The organism is Neolewinella marina (assembly GCF_002631205.1).
GTDB lineage: Bacteria > Bacteroidota > Bacteroidia > Chitinophagales > Saprospiraceae > Neolewinella > Neolewinella marina.
This window is the reverse complement of record NZ_PDLO01000001.1, coordinates 54,430-73,510: the sequence shown is the minus strand read 5'-3', so window position 1 is coordinate 73,510 and position 19,081 is coordinate 54,430. Positions and strand designations below refer to the sequence as shown.

Genomic DNA, 19,081 nt, shown 5'->3' with positions numbered 1-19,081 from the left:
CGATCGGAGTTTGTGACCGTTATTAGCGTGTCGGTACATTGGACAATATGGGTGTAAAACCTGGATTTTCCCGAAAAATCAAGCCCTTACACCCTCCAGCAGGAAATGCTTTAGTCTCAGTTCCTGGTCCAATGGTCCCGACGCTTTGAATCGATCATGTAAATCCTGACTCCCCATTGCCGGTCCATCCCTATCCGGTCGATAACCGACACCAAGACAACCCAATAACGTTGCCCGAACGCGCCCCCCGGCGTGGCTTGGGCGCTTGTGTTTGTCGTGCGCACACATTCCTTAACAATTTCAATCTATAGTATGAAGCTCAACATTAACCATGTCCATCGTGGTTTTCTATTTCTGTTGTTCGTACTGTTTGCTTCGTCGGCGGCCCTGGCCCAGACGACGGTAACCGGCACGATCACGGATGCGGAGAACGGCGATCCCCTGATCGGTGCCAGTATTCTGGTCACCGGCACCTCCACGGGTACGGTGACCGACTTCGACGGAAACTTTACCCTGAACGTTCCCGCGGGCGCGGAATCACTTACCGTTTCCTACACCGGTTACGCTACCCAGACCATTCCCCTCACCGGGCAAACTGAGCTGGACATCACCATGACCTCCGGAGAATTGCTCGATGAGGTCGTCGTAGTAGGCTACGGTACCGTCACCCAGAAACAGGTGACCAGCGCGGTAACCTCCATCGATTCCGAAGACTTCAACGCCGGTAACATCAACGACCCCACCCAGCTCATCCAGGGCAAGGTGGCGGGTCTGACCATCTCCAAAGTGGGCGGCAACGCCAACGGTGGCTCAGTCATTCGTCTGCGTGGTCTGTCTTCCTTCGGTGGTAATCAGAGCCCCCTCATCATCATCGATGGCGTAGTGGGTGCCAACCTCAACACGGTTGATCCGGCCGACATCGAGTCGATCAACGTACTGAAGGACGGTTCCGCCGCGGCTATCTATGGCATCCAGGCCTCCGCCGGGGTAATCCTTATCACCACCAAGCGCGGTGCCGCCGGCGATGCTCAGTTCAGCTACCGCGGCTACGTGACGGCCGAGGAGATCGCCAAGCGCCCCGAAGTGGCCGACCGGAACCTCTACCTCGAGCTGGTGGAAGAAACCGGCCGCCTGATCGGTGCCGATGACCCCATCGCTTTCCGCAACAACGTCGATTACGGTGGCAACACCGACTGGATTGACCGGGTAACCCGCACCGGCATCAGCCACGTCCACAACCTGAGCTACTCCGGCGGCGCCGGAGGTATGACCTACCGGGCATCGGTAAACTACCGCGACATTCAGGGCATCGGTGTGGACAACGACGGATTCCGGCAGATCAACGGACGACTGAACATCAACCAGTCGGCCTTCAACGACAAACTCAACCTGAGCGTTGACGTGACCGCTACCGACCGTGACGCCGATATCTTCAATAACAACGTCTTCAAGTACGCCATCACTTACAATCCCACGGCTCCGGCCCGGGTGGATGAGGCTGGTTACACGGTACCGGACGCCGTTGCGGCCAACAGCCTGGACACCTACGGAGGTTACTTCGAGATCGACAACTTCGATTACTTCAACCCCGTCGCCATTGCCCAGACCACGGCCAGCGAGCGGCAGCAGACCAACATCCTGTACAACCTGCGTGCCTCCTACGACATCCTCGAGGATGTATCCCTCTCGGCCAGCTATTCCCGCAACCGCGAGGACGGCATCAATGGCTCCTTCGGCAGCCGCTTCAGCCGCTTTGGTGGCGGTGCCGCGGGTTCCCCCGCCCGTCGTGGTTTCGCCTCCCGGTCGGTTAATGACAACCGCAACGACCTCTTCGAGGTGACGGCCACCTACAACACCGACCTGGGTAACAACGGACTGGAACTGCTGGCCGGCTACAGCTGGCAGGAGTACCAGTTCCAGGGCTTCAACGCCGGCGGTGCCGGTCTTCCCTCGGACGCCTTCGGCTTCAACAACCTCAACGTGCTGAACGACATTGCCGCCGGACAGATCGCCGTGGGCAGCTACCAGGCCAGCTACCGGGTTATTGGCTTCTTCGGCCGCGCCCGCCTTAGCCTCGGTTCTGCCTACAACATCACCGCTTCGGTGCGCCGTGACGGTACCAGCCGCAACGGTCCCGAGAACAAGTGGGACTTCTTCCCCGCCGTTTCCGCCAGCGCCGACCTGGTCGACGCCCTGAGCCTCGAAGGTCCCGATCAGCTGAAGTTCCGCGTAGGATACGGCATCACCGGATCGCTGCCCAATGGCAACTACGCTTACTTGCAGACCTTCGGTACCGGCCCCCAGTTCCCCCAGAACGGCGGCTACATTCCGACGATCAGCCCCTCCAGCAACGCCAACCCGAACCTCCGCTTTGAGAAAAAGCAGGAATTCAACGCTGGCCTTGACTTCGCCTTTGACGATTACCGCCTGACGGGTTCGCTGGACTTCTACGTCCGCAATACCGGCGACCTGATCACCTCGGTGATCGTGCCCTCGCCCCCCTTCCTCTTCTCCTCGGTTGAGGCCAACCTGAACAACGTTGACCTGATCAATACCGGACTGGAACTCGCCCTGGGCTACAGCTTCGGCGATCTCGGTGGCGACGGCTTCAGCTACGAGCCCCGCCTGACCTTCTCGACCTTCTCCACCACCCTGGAGGACAACGGCGAGAACCCCGACTTTAACTTCGGAGCCGGTGGGGTGCAGGAGTTTGAAAGCTCTTCTCCCGGATCTCCCGGTCAGAACCTGGACCCCGTGAGCCGCGTCATCATCGGTGAGGACTTCGGCGGAATCTATACCCGCCGCCTCGACGTCGATGCCACCCTCGCCTCTGGCCAGTATGTGTTCCTCGGTGATGGTGAAGCCGACAAGGTTTTGGTGGGTAACGGTCTGCCCGACTTCAGCGCCAGCCTGTCGAACACCTTCCGCTACGGCCCCCTGGACCTGAACATCTTCCTGCGCGGCGACTTCGGCCACGACCTGGTTAACATGCCCCGTAACTTCTACGGTCAGCAGGGCAACCTGGCCACCCGTGCCATCGAGAACGTGATCGTAAACGACCTCTTCCTGCGCGGGGTGACCAGCGCTCCGAAGGTATCCGACTACTTCGTGGAAGATGCCAGCTTCCTGGCGCTGGACAATGCCCAGCTGGGGTACACCTTTGACCTTGGTCCCGGCACCGGCTTCAACGACCTCCGGGTATACGTGGCCGGCCAGAACCTTTTCTACATCACCGACTACAGTGGCGTGGACCCCAACGTACGTTTCTTCGACGACCAGAACTCCAACGGAATCATCGACGGAGGCGAAAACGCGCTGACCCCCGGTATCGACCGCCGGTCGACCTTCTTCCGGACCCGCAGCTTCACCTTCGGCGTGAACGTAGGCTTCTAACCACAACCATTACCAATTGCAACCCGGAAGACGGGGGCGGAAAAGCTGCCAGTGTATCTTTCCCCTCCGCCTTCCGGGTTAGCCAAATCATATCTTCTATATGTTTACGACAACCAAACTAAGGCTGTTCAGCGGCGTCCTCGCGGGCTTGCTGGCCGTTCCTTTCTACTCGTGCACCGATCTGGAGCCGGAGGTATTTTCCGACCTGACGCCGGCCAACTTCCCGACAAGCGAATCGGATATCATCTCCAGCTACCTGTCGGTCTACACCACGCTCAACTTCATGGGCAGCCACAACACCTACCTCAGCATCAATGAGGTGGCATCTGACGAAGCGGCGATCCCCCACCGGGGCTCCGACTGGTTCGATGGCGGCAACTGGCTGCGCAACCACCGCCACGAATTCCTCCCCACCGATCAGCCGTACAACAACGCCTGGATCAACCTCTACCGCGGTGCCCTCCAGGCCAATTCGGTCATCAGCGTGATCGAGAACACCGATGCGGTTTCCGACGCCACGAAGGCTGGCTTCCTTGCGGAACTCCGTTCCCTGCGGGCCTACTACTACTGGCTGTTGCTGGATGCCTTCGGCGATGTTCCCCTGATCACCGAGGACAGTGACCCCACCGATCTCGAACCCGTAGCCACCCCCCGTGCGGAAGTCTATAACTTCGTGGTCAGCGAACTGAACGCCGCCGCCCCTGACCTGAGCCGGGAGACCGGATCGGAAACCTACGCCAAGATCAACTTCTGGGCCAACCGCGCCCTGCTGAGCCGCATTCTGCTGAACAGCGAAGTGATCACCGGCACCGCCCGCTGGGCCGAGGCTGAAGCTGCCGCTGATGAGGTCATCAACGGAGGAGCGTACATGCTGAGCGACAACTACTTCGCCAACTTTGACCCCAACAACGACGCCGGCCTCACTGGTGGCGTGGAGAATATGTGGGTCATCCCCTACGACGCCCCCGCCGTCTTCGGTGGCTTCAACCTCGTGCAGATGACGCTCCACTACGCCAGCCAGGAAACCTTCTCCCTCCAGGATCAGCCCTGGAACGGTTACTGTACCCTGCAGGAATTCTACGACAGCTACGACGATGACGATCTCCGGAAAGGCGAGTATGGCAACCAGGAAGTGCGTGGTAACTTCCTGGCCGGTCCCCAGTACAAGCCGGACGGAGAGACCCCCCTCATCGACGGTACGGCCGACGATCCCGGTGGACTCGAACTGGTCTATACCCCCGAACTTAATGCCCTGGAGCCAAATGCCTACCGCCAGGCCGGTGCCCGCATCTGGAAGTACGGCTTCGAGATCGGCTCGCCCAACAGCATGAAGAACGACTTTCCCATCATCCGCTACGCCGAGGTCCTGATGAACAAGGCCGAAGCCATGATGCGGCAGAACAAGGGCGGTTTTTCCATGTACGTGAACATGATCCGCAACCGCGCCGGACTGGATGACATCGACGACAGCATGAGCATGGAGGAAATGCTGGCTGAGCGTGGTCGCGAGTTCTTCTACGAAGGTACCCGCCGCCAGGACCTGATCCGCTTCGATGCCTGGAACGATGCCTGGGACTTTAAACCTGCCCGTAGCACCGACCAGTACGAGATCTTCCCCATTCCGTCTCCCCAGCTGAACGCCAACCGGAACCTCCAACAGAACCCCGGTTACTAATCAGTCCACCGTCGGGTATACCCCGACGGCAACCGACGACGCCCCGCTTCCGACCGGAAGCGGGGCGTTTTTTATTAGTGACTTACCTTCACTGACCATGAATTTCTGTTCCCACTGTGGTTCCGCCGACCTGCGGCACGAGGTCCCCCCGGGCGATACCTACCCACGCTACGTTTGCGGGGGCTGTGGTACCATTCACTACGAAAACCCGAAGGTGGTCACCGGCTGCCTCCCCGTCTGGGAAGACCGGGTACTCCTTTGCCGCCGCGCCATCGAACCCGCCTATGGCCGCTGGAACATCCCGAGCGGCTACCTGGAGAACGGTGAGACGGTCGTGGACGGCGCCTTGCGGGAAGTGCGTGAAGAGGCTGCGGCGGAGGTGAAGGTGAGCTACCTCATCAGCCTCTACAACATCGAGCGGATCAACCAGGTCTACCTGCAGTTCGTCGGGGAGCTCATCGATGGGTCGTACGGGGTAGGTCCGGAAAGTCTGGAAACCCGGCTGTTTACGGAAGCCCAGATCCCCTGGGAGGAGATTGCCTTCACTTCCTCTCTGTTCACCCTGCGTGCCTACTTCCGCAACCGGCGGACGAATGACCACCGCCTTCACCGCAGCAGCTACCCGGATGTGGGGGAGGGGCTGAGGTAGGCGGGGGTGGCAGACATCGGATGTTGTCGGGGTGTCAAGTTGTCAGACATCGGATGTCTGACAGGCGATATATCACCATCTAGGTGATTATTGGTACAACTGTACTGAGGAAACGTAGGAAAATAAAGGGTGACATTATGTCAGACATCCGATGTCTGACATTCCGTCAGGAGCACAACATCCGATGTCTGCCACCTACCCCCGCAGTCGGCGAATAGCCTCCTCCAGGTCAGCAGGAGTATCCACTCCCAAGCTGGGACTGTCGGTCAGGGCGACGTGGATGCGGTATCCCGCCGCCAACCACCGCAGTTGTTCCAGCGATTCTTCTCCTTCCAGGCGGGCCGGGGGCAGGGCCGTCAGTTCCTCCAGTACCGCCGCACGGAAGGCGTAAAGTCCGATGTGCTGCAGATGCTTGCCCGCGTCGATCCACCGCCCGATGGGCACGTCGCGCAGGTAGGGGATGGCGTGGCGGCTGAAGTACAGGGCCTGGCCGGCGTCGCCGCGGACCACCTTGACCACGTTCGGAGATAGTAGGGCGTGTTCGTCGCGAATGCGGGTGGCCAGGGTGGCCACCGATACCTGGTCTTGGGCAAAAGGGTCGGTAACGGCCGACAACTGCTCAGCACTTACGAAGGGTTCGTCGCCCTGTACGTTGATGACGATGCTGGCGTCGGGAAACTGCCTGGCGGCTTCGGCTACCCGGTCGGTCCCGGAAGGGTGGTCGGGGGAGGTCATTACGACCTGCCCCCCGAAACCCGTTACGTGGTCGAAGATGCGCTGGTCGTCGGTGGCGACCACCACCTCGTCCGCCACGCCCGCCCGGCGCACCGCACCGTAAACGCGCTGCACCAGCGTTTCACCGCCCACGTCGACGAGGGGCTTGCCGGGCAGCCGGCTGCTGGCGTACCGGGCGGGAATAACGGCTAGGACCATAATTAGTCCAGTTGCATTTCCGGCACATCGCCCTCGATGACGAGTCGACCGGCGGTAGCGTCCTTAATTTGCTGCACGGTCACCCCGGGGGCGCGTTCCAGCAGGCGGAAACCGCGGTCGGGGGTCACCTCGAGTACCGCCAGGTTGGTGACAATTTTCTTGACGCATTTGACGCCGGTGAGGGGGAGGGAGCACTCGGAGAGCAGCTTGGATTCCCCGGCGCGGTTGGTGTGCATCATGGCTACGATGATGTTCTCGGCGGAAGCTACTAGGTCCATGGCGCCCCCCATGCCCTTGACGAGCTTGCCGGGGATCTTCCAGTTGGCGATGTCGCCGGTGTCCGATACCTCCATGGCTCCGAGGACCGTGAGCTGGATGTGCTGCCCGCGGATCATGGCGAAGCTGGTGGCGCTGTCGAAGATGGCCGCGCCGGGCAGGGCGGTGATGGTTTGCTTTCCAGCGTTGATTAGGTCGGCGTCGACCTCCTCTTCGGTGGGGAAGGGGCCCATGCCGAGGATGCCGTTTTCGGACTGGAAAGTGACGTCAATGCTCTCGGGCACGAAGTTGGCGACCAGGGTGGGGATGCCGATGCCCAGGTTGACGTACCAGCCATCCTGGAGCTCACGGGAAATTCTTTTGGCGATTCCGGTTTTATCTAGCATGGCTTAGCGGGTTGTGCGTTTTTCGATGCGTTTTTCGTAGTCCTGTCCCTGGAAGATGCGCTGGACGAAGACACCGGGGGTGTGGATGTGGTTGGGGTCGAGCTCGCCGGGTTCCACCAGCTCCTCGACTTCGGCGATGGTGATGCGGCCGGCCATGGCCATGACGGGATTGAAGTTGCGGGCCGTGCCCTTGTAGATCAGGTTGCCATCGGTGTCGCCTTTCCAGGCCTTCACGATGGCGAAGTCGGCCGTCAGGGCCATTTCCAGGATGTGGGGCTTGCCGTTGAATTCACGGACTTCCTTTCCTTCCCCGACTTCGGTGCCATAGCCGGCGGGGGTGAAGAAGGCGGGGATACCAGCACCGCCGGCGCGGCAGCGCTCGGCCAGGCTCCCCTGGGGGATAAGGTCCACCTCCAGATCGCCGCTCAACATCTGCCGCTCGAACTCGGCGTTTTCGCCCACGTAGCTGGCGATCATCTTGCGGATCTGCCGGCTCTGGAGCAGAAGGCCCAGTCCGAAGTCGTCCACTCCGGCGTTGTTGGAGATACAGGTCAGGTCCTTAATGCCGGATTCGGCCAGGGCGGCGATACACTTTTCGGGGATGCCGCACAGGCCGAAGCCCCCCAGCATGAGGGTCATGCCATCGGTGATTCCCGCGATGGCGGCGCGTGCGTCGGATACGCGTTTTTGCATGATCAATCGGTTTTGGTTAAGGTGGGCAGGGCTTTGCCCTAAGTATAAGGTTTACGGGACGATCCGTCAGGTTAACCCGGCCACAATATCATCATTCCTCCTCGAGCAGCTGACTGTCGAGCCGCTTTTTGGTCTTGGCGCCCAGGCGGCGCAGTTTTTCCGCCCGGCCGATGAGGGTGGCCCCGTATTTGCCGCCGGTGCTGAGCTTGTTGAAGGCCGCCTGGTAGGAGGCCTGGGCCTGGTCCAGCCGGTGACCCACCTTGCGCAGGTCGTCGGTGAAGGCCACGAAGCTGTCGTACAGCATGCCGCTCTGGCGGGCGATTTCCAGCACATTCTTCTTCTGGTTTTCCTGCTTCCAGATGTAGCTCACGGTACGCAGGGTGGCCAACAGGGTAGAGGGGGTGACCAGCACGATGTTCCGGTTCAAAGCCTCCAGGAAGAGGTTCTGGTCGGTGGTCAGGGCCAGTCCCAGCGCCGGCTCGATGGGTACGAACAGCAGGAGGTAGTCCGGGGAATTGATCTGATAGAGGCGGGTGTAATCCTTCGACGCAAGGTCCACCACGTGTTGCCGCAGGCTGCGCAGGTGGGCGGCCGCCTCCGTGCGCCGGCGGGCTTCCTCCTCCGGGGGGCAGCTGCAGTAGCGCTCGTAGGCCGTCAGGGATACCTTGCTGTCGATGACCAAGTGCTTGTTCTCCGGAAGGTTGATGATGAAGTCGGGCCGCTTTTGTCGCCCGTTCTCATCCTGGTAGCTGGCCTGTGCGTGGAAGTGGACGCCCGACTGCAGTCCGCTGGCTTCGAGCAGGGTCAGTAACTGCCATTCTCCCCAGTCGCCCTGGGTCTTGGTATTGCCGCGCAGGGCGCCCGCGAGGTTGTTGGCTTCGGCACTGATCTGCTGGTTGAGGCGGTGGAGGTGCTGGATCTCGGTGCGCAGGCTTACCCGGTCTTTCGTCTCTTCGAGAAAGCGCTTTTCCACCTGGGCCTCGAAGCCCTGGATGCGTTCCTTCAGGGGAGCCAGGATGCCGTTGAGCTGCTGGACGTTCTGCTGGGTGAAGCGGGCCGATTTCTCTTCCAGCAGCCGGTCCGCGGTGCGCTCGAAGTGGGCCACGGAGGCTTCCTGCAGCCTTTCCATTTCGGCCTGCTGCTGTTCCAGCCGTTCCTGCAGGTTTTGGTGGTGGGCAGACAGCGTGGCCAGCTGAGACTTTAGTTCGGACTCGGATTGTATCCTTTCCTGGAGGTTCTCGTAGCTTAGGTCGGCGTCGCTGCGCAGCTGCTCGTACAGCTCCCGGCCGACAAAATCGCGTTTGACTTCCTCCAGGGCCAAGTGGGTCCGGCTGATGCTCATGCGGGCGTAAAACCAGGCCAGGGCCGCTCCCATTACCATACCGAGGGCCGCGGCGAAGAATAAGGGTAGGGCGGAGGTTGCTTCCATGGGGGCAAGGTACCAACTCACCCGGTTCCCGGCTGCAATACACTCGATTTAACGAACGTTCCTAACCGCAATGAAATCCTACTTCCTTTCCGCAATCGCCTGTTTCTCCCTGCTTTCCGTCGCCTCCTCCGCCGGAAGCTCTGCCGGCTGGGGGCAGTGGGTGGTGGAGTGGGTCTCGAGCTGGTTTGTCTCCGGGGAGGAAGTGGCAACGGAGCCCAAGGCCCGGCCGGCAGATCCGGCATTGCTTGATCTCCTGAACCACTTTCCGGCATCGGATACCCTGACCCTCACCGAGGGCTGGCCGTACCTTAGCCTGGACGTGGCCGCCGACCTGGACCGCCGCCAACGTCTTCTTGACGCGACGGTACTGTTGCACAATCCCAACCGACAGTTGCCGCTGTCGCCCGGCCGGCGGGTACGGGTGATCTACCCGGACGGACAGCGGCCGGAGCGGTTCATCCAGATGGCGCGGCGGTTCACGGACGTGCAGGACGTTGCCTTCACCGACCGCCTGGCACCCGCGCTCGCCGCCGCCCCCCCTGTCCCAACGGTGGTCGTAGCCAGTGACCCCGCCGGCGGATTGGGTGAAAATCACTGGTACGAATCCCTCTACACCCTCGGCAGCTATACGCTCATCCACTTTGGGGACGACAGCCACCTTGACAGTGTCCCCGCCCACTGGGGACTGATCCAGTCGCCACTACGCAGCAAGGAAAGCGAAGCCTTTGTAGCCCAGGCGCTGTTCGGTGCCCAGGCCTTGTTGGGAAGACTACCTTCTGGCCGGGGCCTGGACCTGCCTCAACTCCGGCCCGGTTTCCGGGAACCCGAGGTGCTGGGCTTCGACCGGGCGGCCCTGGAGCGCGCCGACGAAACCCTGTACCGTGCCATCCGTTACGGCGCCACCCCCGGGGCCCAGCTGACCGTGCTCAAGGACGGTGAAGTGGTGTACGAGCGGGCCTATGGCAACCACCGCTACCGGGGAGGAGAAGCCGTCCGCGTCAGCGACCTGTACGACCTGGCCTCGGTGACGAAGGCCGCCGCGACCTCGCTGGCCGTGATGAAGCTGTACGATGAGGGGCGGATCGACCTGGCCGCCCGCGTCAAAGATTATCTCCCCGAATACGAGGGACAGGTGCCGGGCAACTTCCGCATCGACCAACTGCTTACCCACCATACGGGGCTGGAGCCCAGCCTGCCCCTTTACCCGTATATCCGGGAACCCTACGTCAGCGACGTACCCGATGACCACCACCGCAACGCGCTCAGCGGTACCCGCTGGGCGGACGAGGGCGTGGCTACTCAGTTGAGAAAGGACATCGCCAGCGTAGGGTATACCCGCCATCCCATCTATCGGTACAGTGACATTAACTACGTGCTGTTACAGTTTGTCGTGGAAGGCATTACCGGCGTTGGGTTGGATGAATACGTTAACCAGGAATTCTTTGTCCCTCTCGGACTTCGTCACCTGGCTTACCGTCCCCTCGAGCGGTTCGCGCCCCGGCAACTGGTGCCGACCATCGTCGACCGGTGGGTGAACCGCGGTGAGCTACGGGGCTTCGTGCACGACGAAGGGGCTGCTCTCATGGGCGGGGTGGCCGGGCATGCGGGACTGTTCGGTAACGCCACCGATCTGGCGCGGCTCTTCCAGCTGCTCGTAGATGGTGGAGCGTCCGGCGGCCAGCAGCTGATCTCGGAGAAAACCGTGGAACTGTTTACTGCCCAGGGGCCATACAACCACCGGGCCCTGGCCTTTGACCGCCTGGAGCGGGGCTACGGCAGCGTAATCGAGGCGGGCGCCTCCGAACGTACCTTCGGACATACCGGCTTCACCGGCACCAGCGTATGGGCGGACCCGGACACCGACCTGGTGTTTGTCTTGCTTACCAACCGGACCTACCCGGATCCCGACAATAAAAAGTTCATGGAGAGCGGCGTGCGGACCCGGTTACACCGTGACGTCTACCGCGCCCTGTATGCCACTGACACCCGGCCCGCGGCCTGAGTTTTGGGTTTTGTTCAGGCAATGCCGCTGCGGAAGGGAACGAAGCGGCACAGTCCGAGTTTCTCCTCTTCGTACTCCGTTTCCGACCGCCGGGTAATGCGGAGCAACTGCTGGATCTCGTTTTCCGGTCCCACGGGGATCACCAGGATGCCCCCGATGGACAGCTGCTCCAGGAGGGCCTGGGGAACGGAAGTGGCTCCGGCCGTGACCAGAATGCGGGCGTAGGGGGCCATTTCCGGCAATCCCCGGTTCCCATCGCGCAGAAAGAAGCGGATGCCCCGGTCAAGCCGGAGTTTCTTCAGGGTAAGTTTTGCCTTCTTGTACAGTGGTTTATGACGTTCCACGGTGAAGACCCGACCGCCGAGGAGGGACAGTACGGCGGCCTGGTAGCCGGAGCCCGTGCCGATCTCCAGCACCCGCTGCCGGGGCAGTAGTTGGAGGGCCGTGGTCTGCCAGGCTACGGTGGAGGGTTGGGAGATGGTCTGTTCGCAATCAATGGGGAAGGGCTCGTCGCGGTAGGCCCAGTCGCTGAAGCTGCTTTCCAGGAAGGAATGCCGGGGAATATTGGCCATGACGTCCAGCACCCGGTCGTCGAACTCACCCCGCTTGCGGAGCTTGTCGATCAACCGTTTGCGTTGCCCGCGATGACGAAAACCATCTTCCATTTTACTTCAGTTGTCCGGCGAGGTCGGCCGGTGAGTAATTAACGTTCTTCAGCACCTTATTATCGGCGGTGCGGTACACCAGGTAGTGATCGCCGCTGCGTTCCACCCGTCCCTCCTGCTGGAGGTTGCGGTAATGTTCCACGGTGGCTTCGGCTTCTTCGGCGCTGCTGCAGGTCTTGCTCATGTTGGAGCGGTGGACTTCGTCGAAGAGGGCCTTGAACTTGTCGCCCAGTCCAAATTCAAGGACGGCCCCGCTGAGGACGTACTGCAGGTCGGCCAGCGCATCCGCTACTTCGACAATGTCGTTGTCGGCAATGGCGGCTTCCAGCTCCTTCAGCTCCTCCCGCAGCAGGTTTACCCGCAGGCGCGACCGTTCCGGGGGCGGGATCGCGGGTGCCGGGCAAACCGGCAGGTGAAATGTGCGGTGGAATTCGGCTACGGCTTCCAGGGCGTCTGGGCTTTTCATACAGCTTGTTTGGATTGAGGCAAATATAGCAACAGGAGGTCGGAAGAAAGCAGTAGATCCGGGGGCGTGAAGTCCGTGGAACATTCCCCATTTGCCTTCAAGGGGCTGCATAGTCCCGTATATCGGAGAACTAGAAATCTACGGGTTCTCCAGGATGGTTCGGAGCGATCAAGTATAATATACCTCAACAGGGTAAAAATAAGGAATATAATTCGGTGGTAACGGGATTTGCAAAACCGGATAAGATGTTTGTGCACGCAACGATTCTTTCGAAGTATCCTTTGCAGGTGTAAATCCCTTTTGATTAATGCCGTGGAACATTGTGAGCACCTTTGCAGCCGGTTATCTTGTGAATCCAATTTGACGTCGTGGCTTTGGCCCCTGCGTCCCTTTCTCCAGCTACCCCATCCGAATATGCAGTACCAATCTACTACCCCCAACGAAGCAGGTCTCTACACTCCCCACCTGGAATCGGATGCCTGCGGTACCGGATTCATTGCCAACCTGAGCGGGGAAGCCAAGCACAGCATCGTGCGGGACGCCCTGAAGATGCTGGCCAATATGGAGCACCGGGGAGCCTGTGGCTGTGAGCCCAATTCCGGCGACGGAGCCGGTATCCTGACCCAGGTGCCCGACGAGTTCTTCCGGCGGCAGCTGGCCGCCCTGGGCAAGGTACTCCCTGAATTCGGCAAGTACGGCGTGGGGCAGCTTTTCCTGCCGGCCGAAAAGGAACTAGCCCGCCGCTGCCGCTTCCTGTTCGAGGACTACTGCGACGAACTGGGATTCGACGTGATCGCCTACCGCAAGAATCCCCACGACGCCGATGAGGTAGGGCCCACCAGCCAGGGTGCCCAGCCCCGGATGGAGCAGATTTTCGTGAAGCCCCGCGAGGAGATGGCGCTGGCCGACCTGGAGCGGAAGCTGTACGTCTTGCGCAAGTTCGCCACCCACCGCATCCACATCACCTACCCGGAGACCCGCGACCAGTTTTACCTCTGCTCCTTCAGCTATAAGACCATCGTCTATAAAGGACAGCTGACCACCTGGCAGCTGCCCGGCTTCTACAACGACCTCCAGGACCTGAGCTACAAGTCAGCCATCGCCCTGGTCCACAGCCGCTTCTCCACCAATACCGTGCCCAAGTGGAAGCTGGCCCAGCCCTTCCGCATGATCGCCCACAACGGGGAGATCAATACCGTGCAGGGCAACGTGAACTGGTGGCGGTCGAAGGAGAGCCTGATCCGGGAAACGTCCAACTTCACGGAGGAGGAGCTCAATATGATCTTCCCGGTGTGTGGCACCAGCCTGTCGGACTCCGCCAACTTCGACAACCTGCTGGAGTTCCTGACCATGAACGGCATCAGCATCCCCCACGCCCTCATGATGATGATTCCGGAAGCCTGGCAGCACGACGAGGCCATGCCCGACTTCAAAAAGGCGTTCTACGAATACAGCAAGGCCCTGATGGAGCCCTGGGACGGCCCCGCTTCCATCTGCTTCACCGACGGTATCCTGGTGGGGGCAACCCTCGACCGGAACGGCCTGCGCCCGAGCCGTTACTGCCTGCTCAACGACAACACCCTGATCGTGGCCTCGGAGGCCGGGGCCCTCAAGGTGGACCAGCGCAAGGTGGTGAAGAAGGGGCGACTGCAGCCCGGCCGTATCCTGGTGGCCGACCTCCAGGAGCACCGCGTCATTGGCGACGAGGAATTGAAGGAGATCATCTGCAAGCGGCTGCCCTACCGCGAATGGCTGGATGAATACAGGCAGGACATCAAGAACCTGCCGCTTTCCCGCAAGGCGGAGGTCACCATGGATCAGCAGACGCTCTTCCGGCGGCTACAGCTTTTCGGGTACACCAAAGAGGACCTGAGCGTACTGCTCGAGCCGATGATCAAGGAGGGCAAGGACCCCATTGGCTCCATGGGCAGCGACACCCCCCTGGCGGTACTGAGCCTACACAGCCAGCACATCGCCAACTACTTCAAGCAACTGTTCGCCCAGGTGACGAACCCGCCCATTGACCCCATCCGCGAGCGGAGCGTCATGTCGCTCTACGCCATGCTGGGCAGTTCGGGCAACGTCATCCAGCCCACTGCGGCCAACGCTACCTACATCCACCTGGACACCCCCATCCTGACGAACGACGAGGTAGCCAAACTGCGGGAACTCCACCACCGCGATTTCCGGGCGGGCGTAATCAGCACCGTCTTCCCCGCCGACGGGCAGGAGGGTCGGCTGCAGGCCGCCGTGGAGCACATCCGTGCCCAGGCCCAGTCCCTGGTCCGCAGCGGCTACAACATCCTGGTGCTGAGTGACCGCGAGGCCGACAGCCACAGCGCGCCGGTGCCGAGCCTGCTCGCCCTCGGGGCCGTACACCACCACCTGGTGGAGCTGGGACTGCGCGCCAAGACCAGTCTGGTCGTCGAGAGCGGCGACATCCGCGAAACCCACCACGTAGCCACCCTGATCGGTTACGGTGCCAGCGCGGTGAACCCCTATATGGCCTACGCGGCGCTGGCCGACCTCCACGCCCGTAACGTCTTCGAGGAGGAAGGTTACGAGTTGAAGGACGTGATCAAGATCTACCGGAAGGCCATCGGAAAAGGACTGCTGAAGATCATGTCCAAGATCGGCATCTCCACCCTCCAGTCGTACCAGGGGGCCCAGATCTTTGAGATCCTGGGACTTAACCGCAAAGTGGTGGAGGAGTGCTTCCGGGGTTCCATCAGCCGCATCGAGGGTATTGGCTACGACGGTCTCGCCAGCGAAGTGCTGGTGCGCCACCGCCTGGCCTACCCCAAGGAATACGTCCCCAATCCCAAGCTGGAAGTCGGTGGCGTCTACCAGTGGAAGCGGCGGGGTGAGGCCCATACCTTTAACCCCAAGAGCATCCACTACCTGCAGGTGGCTGCCCGCAAGAACGACTCGGAGGCTTACGCCAAGTACCGCGACGTCATCAACGAACAGACGGAAAAGGCCCTTACCCTGCGCGGGCTGCTCACCTTCCGCAAGGGCGACCCCATCCCGATCGAGGAGGTGGAACCCGCCGAGGCCATCATGAAACGCTTCGCGACCGGGGCCATGTCCTTCGGCTCCATCAGCTGGGAGGCCCACACCACCCTGGCCATTGCGATGAACAAGATCGGGGCCCGCTCCAACTCCGGAGAGGGTGGGGAGGACGAAATCCGCTACGAGCTGGATGAGCAGGGCCGCAACATGCGCTCCGCCATCAAGCAGGTCGCCTCCGGCCGCTTCGGGGTCACGAGCCACTACCTCACCAACGCCGACGAGATCCAGATCAAGATGGCCCAGGGCGCCAAGCCCGGAGAGGGCGGACAGCTGCCCGGCCACAAGGTCGACGACTGGATCGGCCGCGTACGGAAGTCCACTCCCGGTGTCGGACTGATCTCCCCGCCGCCCCACCACGATATCTACAGCATCGAGGACCTGGCCCAGCTGATCTTCGACCTGAAGAACGCCAACCGCCGCGCCCGCATCAACGTAAAGCTTGTCTCCAAGGCCGGCGTAGGCATCATCGCCTCCGGCGTAGCGAAGGCCCACGCCGACGCCATCCTGATCAGCGGCCACGACGGCGGCACCGGCGCCAGCCCCCTGAGTTCCATCCGCCACGCCGGCCTCCCCTGGGAGCTGGGACTGGCGGAAAGCCACCAGACCCTGGTGCGCAACCGCCTCCGCGACCGGGTGACCCTGCAGACCGACGGACAGCTCCGCACCGGCCGCGACCTGGTCATCGCCACCCTGCTGGGGGCCGAAGAGTACGGCGTGGCCACCGCCGCCCTGATCGTGGAAGGTTGTATCATGATGCGCAAGTGCCACGTCAATACCTGTCCGGTAGGCATCGCCACCCAGAACCCGGAACTGCGCAAGCGCTTCACCGGTGATCCCGAACACGTCATCAACTTCTTCCGCTTCCTGGCCGAGGACATGCGGTCGATCATGGCCGAACTCGGCTTCCGCACCGTCAATGAAATGGTGGGCCGCGTGGAGCACCTGAAGATGAACAGCGAGGTGGAACACTGGAAGTACCGCAGCCTGGACCTGAGCCCCATCCTCTACAAGGAGGTGGCCGACGAATCCGTCGGGCTGTACAAGCGGGTGGAACAGGACCACGGCATCGCCGACGTGCTGGACCGCCGCCTGATCACCGCGGCGAAACTGGCCTTGGAGGAAGTGGAATCGGTCACGGGCTCCTTCGACATCAAGAACACCGACCGTAGCGTGGGCGCCATGCTGTCCAACGAGATCAGCCGCCGCTTTCACGGCGAGGGGCTGCCCGACGGCACCATCAAGTTCCGCTTCCGGGGTTCGGCCGGACAGAGTTTCGGGGCCTTTTCCGCCAAGGGCATTGAATTCCTGCTGGAAGGGGAGGCCAACGATTACTTCGGCAAGGGCCTTTCCGGCGCCCGCCTGATCGTGGTACCCGACCGACTATCCACTTTCGATCCCCACGAGAACATCATCATCGGTAACGTGGCCTTCTACGGAGCCACCTCCGGTGAGGCCTACCTGAAGGGCATGGCCGGCGAACGCTTCGCGGTCCGCAACTCCGGCGTCAAGGCCGTAGTGGAGGGCCTGGGCGACCACGGCTGCGAATACATGACCGGTGGGGTAGTAGTGGTGCTGGGCGAAACCGGCAAGAACTTCGGCGCCGGTATGTCGGGCGGTATGGCCTACATCTACGACCCGGAGCGCACCTTCAAAAAACAACTGAATACCGAGATGGTCGACCTGGAGCCGCTGAACGACTTCGACCGGACCCTGCTCAAGCAAATGGTGCGCAACCACTTCGCCTACACCAGCTCGAAGCGGGCGCTGGATATGCTCAACGCCTGGGAGCGTGAGGAGGGTCACTTCGTAAAGGTGATGCCCCGCGACTACAAGGCGGTATTGGCCCAGAAGGACCAGCAGCCCGACGTCCATGTCAAGGTGGCCGAACTGGTTTAATCACTCAAGAAAAAAGAATACCATGGCAGATCCCAACGGATTCCTGAAACATACGCGTGAGTTACCCGCCAAGCGGCCGGTGGAGATACGCAAAACCGACTGGCAGGAGCTCTACGAGCCCATGCCGGAAGAGAAGACCATCACCCAGGCCAGCCGCTGCATGGACTGTGGCGTACCCTTCTGTCACAGCGGCTGCCCCCTCGGCAACATCATTCCCGAGTTCAACGACGCGGTGTACGAGCAGGACTGGCGCGAAGCCTTTGAGATCCTCAGCTCGACGAACAACTTCCCCGAGTTCACCGGCCGGATCTGTCCGGCACCCTGTGAATCAGCCTGCGTGCTGGGCATTAACCAGCCACCGGTAGCGATTGAATTCATCGAAAAGTCGATCGCCGAAGAGGCCTTTCAGCGGGGCTACGCCCGCCCGAATCCCCCCGCCAGCCGGACCGGCAAGTCGGTGGCTGTGATCGGGTCGGGGCCCGCCGGCCTGGCCGCCGCCGCCCAGCTGAACAAGGCGGGGCATACGGTGACGGTCTACGAGAGAAATTCCCGCATAGGAGGGCTCCTTCGCTACGGCATTCCCGACTTTAAACTCGAAAAGTGGGTCATCGACCGGCGCATCGAACTGATGGAGGCCGAAGGGGTCAAATTCCGCACCAACGCCAACGTGGGCGGTAACGTCGACGCCAAGCAGCTGGTCCGGGAAAATCACGCCGTGGTGCTGGCCGGTGGATCGACCATCCCCCGCGACATCCCCAGCCAGGGCCGGGAAGCCCAGGGCATCCACTTCGCCATGGAATTCCTCGAGCAGAACAACAAGCGGGTGGCCGGCGACGACCTGAGCGATACCTTCGAGATCCACGCCCGCGACAAGGACGTGCTCGTGATCGGCGGCGGGGATACCGGCGCGGATTGCGTCGGTACCAGCAACCGCCACGGCGCCCGCTCCGTGACCCAGATCGAGATCATGCCGATGCCGCCTGCGGACCGGGACCCGGACTCCTGGCCCAACTGGCCGATGATCCTGCGCACCTCCACCAGTCACGAGGAGGGCTGCGAGCGCGAATGGGCCGTCCTCACCGAAGAATTCCTGAAGGACGAAGAGGGAAAACTCAGGGCCGTCCGCACCGTTAACATCCGCTGGGGCCGGGACCAGACCGGCCGCAACACCTTCGTGAAAATCCCCGGTACGGAACGCGAGCTGCCCTGTCAGCTCCTGCTGATCGCGGCTGGCTTCCTCCATCCTCAGCATGAGGGGTTGCTCAACACCCTCGGCGTAGGGCTCGATGCCCGCAAGAACGTGGCCGCCAGCCCCGAGCACAACTACCAGACTTCGGTACCCAAGGTCTTTGCGGCCGGTGACATGCGCCGTGGGCAAAGCCTCGTCGTATGGGCCATTGCGGAAGGGCGGGAGTGTGCCCGTTCCGTCGACGCCTTCCTGCGCGGCGGCGAATCGGTACTGGAAAGCCGGGATGAAGGACGGCTGGAGTTGGATTATGCCTGATTGAGGTTAGTGGCTGTATGACAACGCCTTATGTCATTGAAG

At 61.5% G+C, this 19,081-nt stretch carries 12 protein-coding genes; 6 read left to right on the top strand and 6 right to left on the bottom strand.

The window, feature by feature from the left end; translation table 11 throughout:
- The first annotated feature begins 312 nt into the window (after window positions 1-312).
- The 3 genes from CGL56_RS00245 (at window position 313) to CGL56_RS00235 (ending at window position 5,717) form a co-directional block, all read left to right on the top strand.
- Complete coding sequence (locus CGL56_RS00245) at window positions 313-3,393, top strand: SusC/RagA family TonB-linked outer membrane protein (protein WP_099104501.1); 3,081 nt, start codon at window positions 313-315, stop codon at window positions 3,391-3,393.
- A 100-nt stretch (window positions 3,394-3,493) separates the two neighbouring features.
- On the top strand, window positions 3,494-5,068 hold the full coding sequence (locus CGL56_RS00240) for a RagB/SusD family nutrient uptake outer membrane protein (RefSeq protein ID WP_099104500.1): 1,575 nt from the start codon (window positions 3,494-3,496) through the stop codon (window positions 5,066-5,068).
- A gap of 97 nt (window positions 5,069-5,165) precedes the next feature.
- Window positions 5,166-5,717 (top strand): NUDIX hydrolase, encoded by a 552-nt coding sequence (locus tag CGL56_RS00235; protein ID WP_099104499.1) that lies wholly within the window; start codon window positions 5,166-5,168, stop codon window positions 5,715-5,717.
- Between the two features lie 195 nt (window positions 5,718-5,912).
- Here CGL56_RS00235 and kdsB read toward each other — a convergent pair whose 3' ends face one another.
- The 4 genes from kdsB to CGL56_RS00215 all read right to left on the bottom strand — a co-directional run bounded on the left by kdsB (window position 5,913) and on the right by CGL56_RS00215 (window position 9,434).
- Window positions 5,913-6,650, bottom strand: a complete 738-nt coding sequence (kdsB, locus tag CGL56_RS00230; protein WP_099104498.1) for a 3-deoxy-manno-octulosonate cytidylyltransferase — start codon at window positions 6,648-6,650, stop codon at window positions 5,913-5,915.
- Window positions 6,651-6,652: 2 nt separating this feature from the next.
- Window positions 6,653-7,312 (bottom strand): 3-oxoacid CoA-transferase subunit B, encoded by a 660-nt coding sequence (locus CGL56_RS00225; protein ID WP_099104497.1) that lies wholly within the window; start codon window positions 7,310-7,312, stop codon window positions 6,653-6,655.
- Window positions 7,313-7,315: 3 nt separating this feature from the next.
- Complete coding sequence (locus CGL56_RS00220; protein ID WP_187305557.1) at window positions 7,316-8,005, bottom strand: CoA transferase subunit A; 690 nt, start codon at window positions 8,003-8,005, stop codon at window positions 7,316-7,318.
- A gap of 91 nt (window positions 8,006-8,096) precedes the next feature.
- Window positions 8,097-9,434: a DNA recombination protein RmuC gene (locus CGL56_RS00215; protein WP_167641545.1), complete on the bottom strand. Its 1,338-nt coding sequence runs from the start codon at window positions 9,432-9,434 to the stop codon at window positions 8,097-8,099.
- 70 nt (window positions 9,435-9,504) lie between these two features.
- On the opposite strand from CGL56_RS00215, the gene CGL56_RS00210 reads away from it, so the two are divergent.
- Entirely contained in the window at window positions 9,505-11,436 is a 1,932-nt protein-coding gene (locus CGL56_RS00210; RefSeq protein WP_099104496.1) for a serine hydrolase domain-containing protein, read from the top strand.
- Window positions 11,437-11,450: 14 nt separating this feature from the next.
- Here CGL56_RS00210 and CGL56_RS00205 read toward each other — a convergent pair whose 3' ends face one another.
- Window positions 11,451-12,101, bottom strand: a complete 651-nt coding sequence (locus tag CGL56_RS00205; RefSeq protein ID WP_099104495.1) for a protein-L-isoaspartate(D-aspartate) O-methyltransferase — start codon at window positions 12,099-12,101, stop codon at window positions 11,451-11,453.
- A 1-nt stretch (window position 12,102) separates the two neighbouring features.
- On the bottom strand, window positions 12,103-12,567 hold the full coding sequence (locus tag CGL56_RS00200; RefSeq protein ID WP_099104494.1) for a pyrophosphohydrolase domain-containing protein: 465 nt from the start codon (window positions 12,565-12,567) through the stop codon (window positions 12,103-12,105).
- 414 nt (window positions 12,568-12,981) lie between these two features.
- On the opposite strand from CGL56_RS00200, the gene gltB reads away from it, so the two are divergent.
- Complete coding sequence (gene gltB, locus CGL56_RS00195; RefSeq protein WP_099104493.1) at window positions 12,982-17,535, top strand: glutamate synthase large subunit; 4,554 nt, start codon at window positions 12,982-12,984, stop codon at window positions 17,533-17,535.
- A gap of 22 nt (window positions 17,536-17,557) precedes the next feature.
- Entirely contained in the window at window positions 17,558-19,039 is a 1,482-nt protein-coding gene (locus CGL56_RS00190) for a glutamate synthase subunit beta (RefSeq protein ID WP_099104492.1), read from the top strand.
- Window positions 19,040-19,081: the final 42 nt, after the last annotated feature.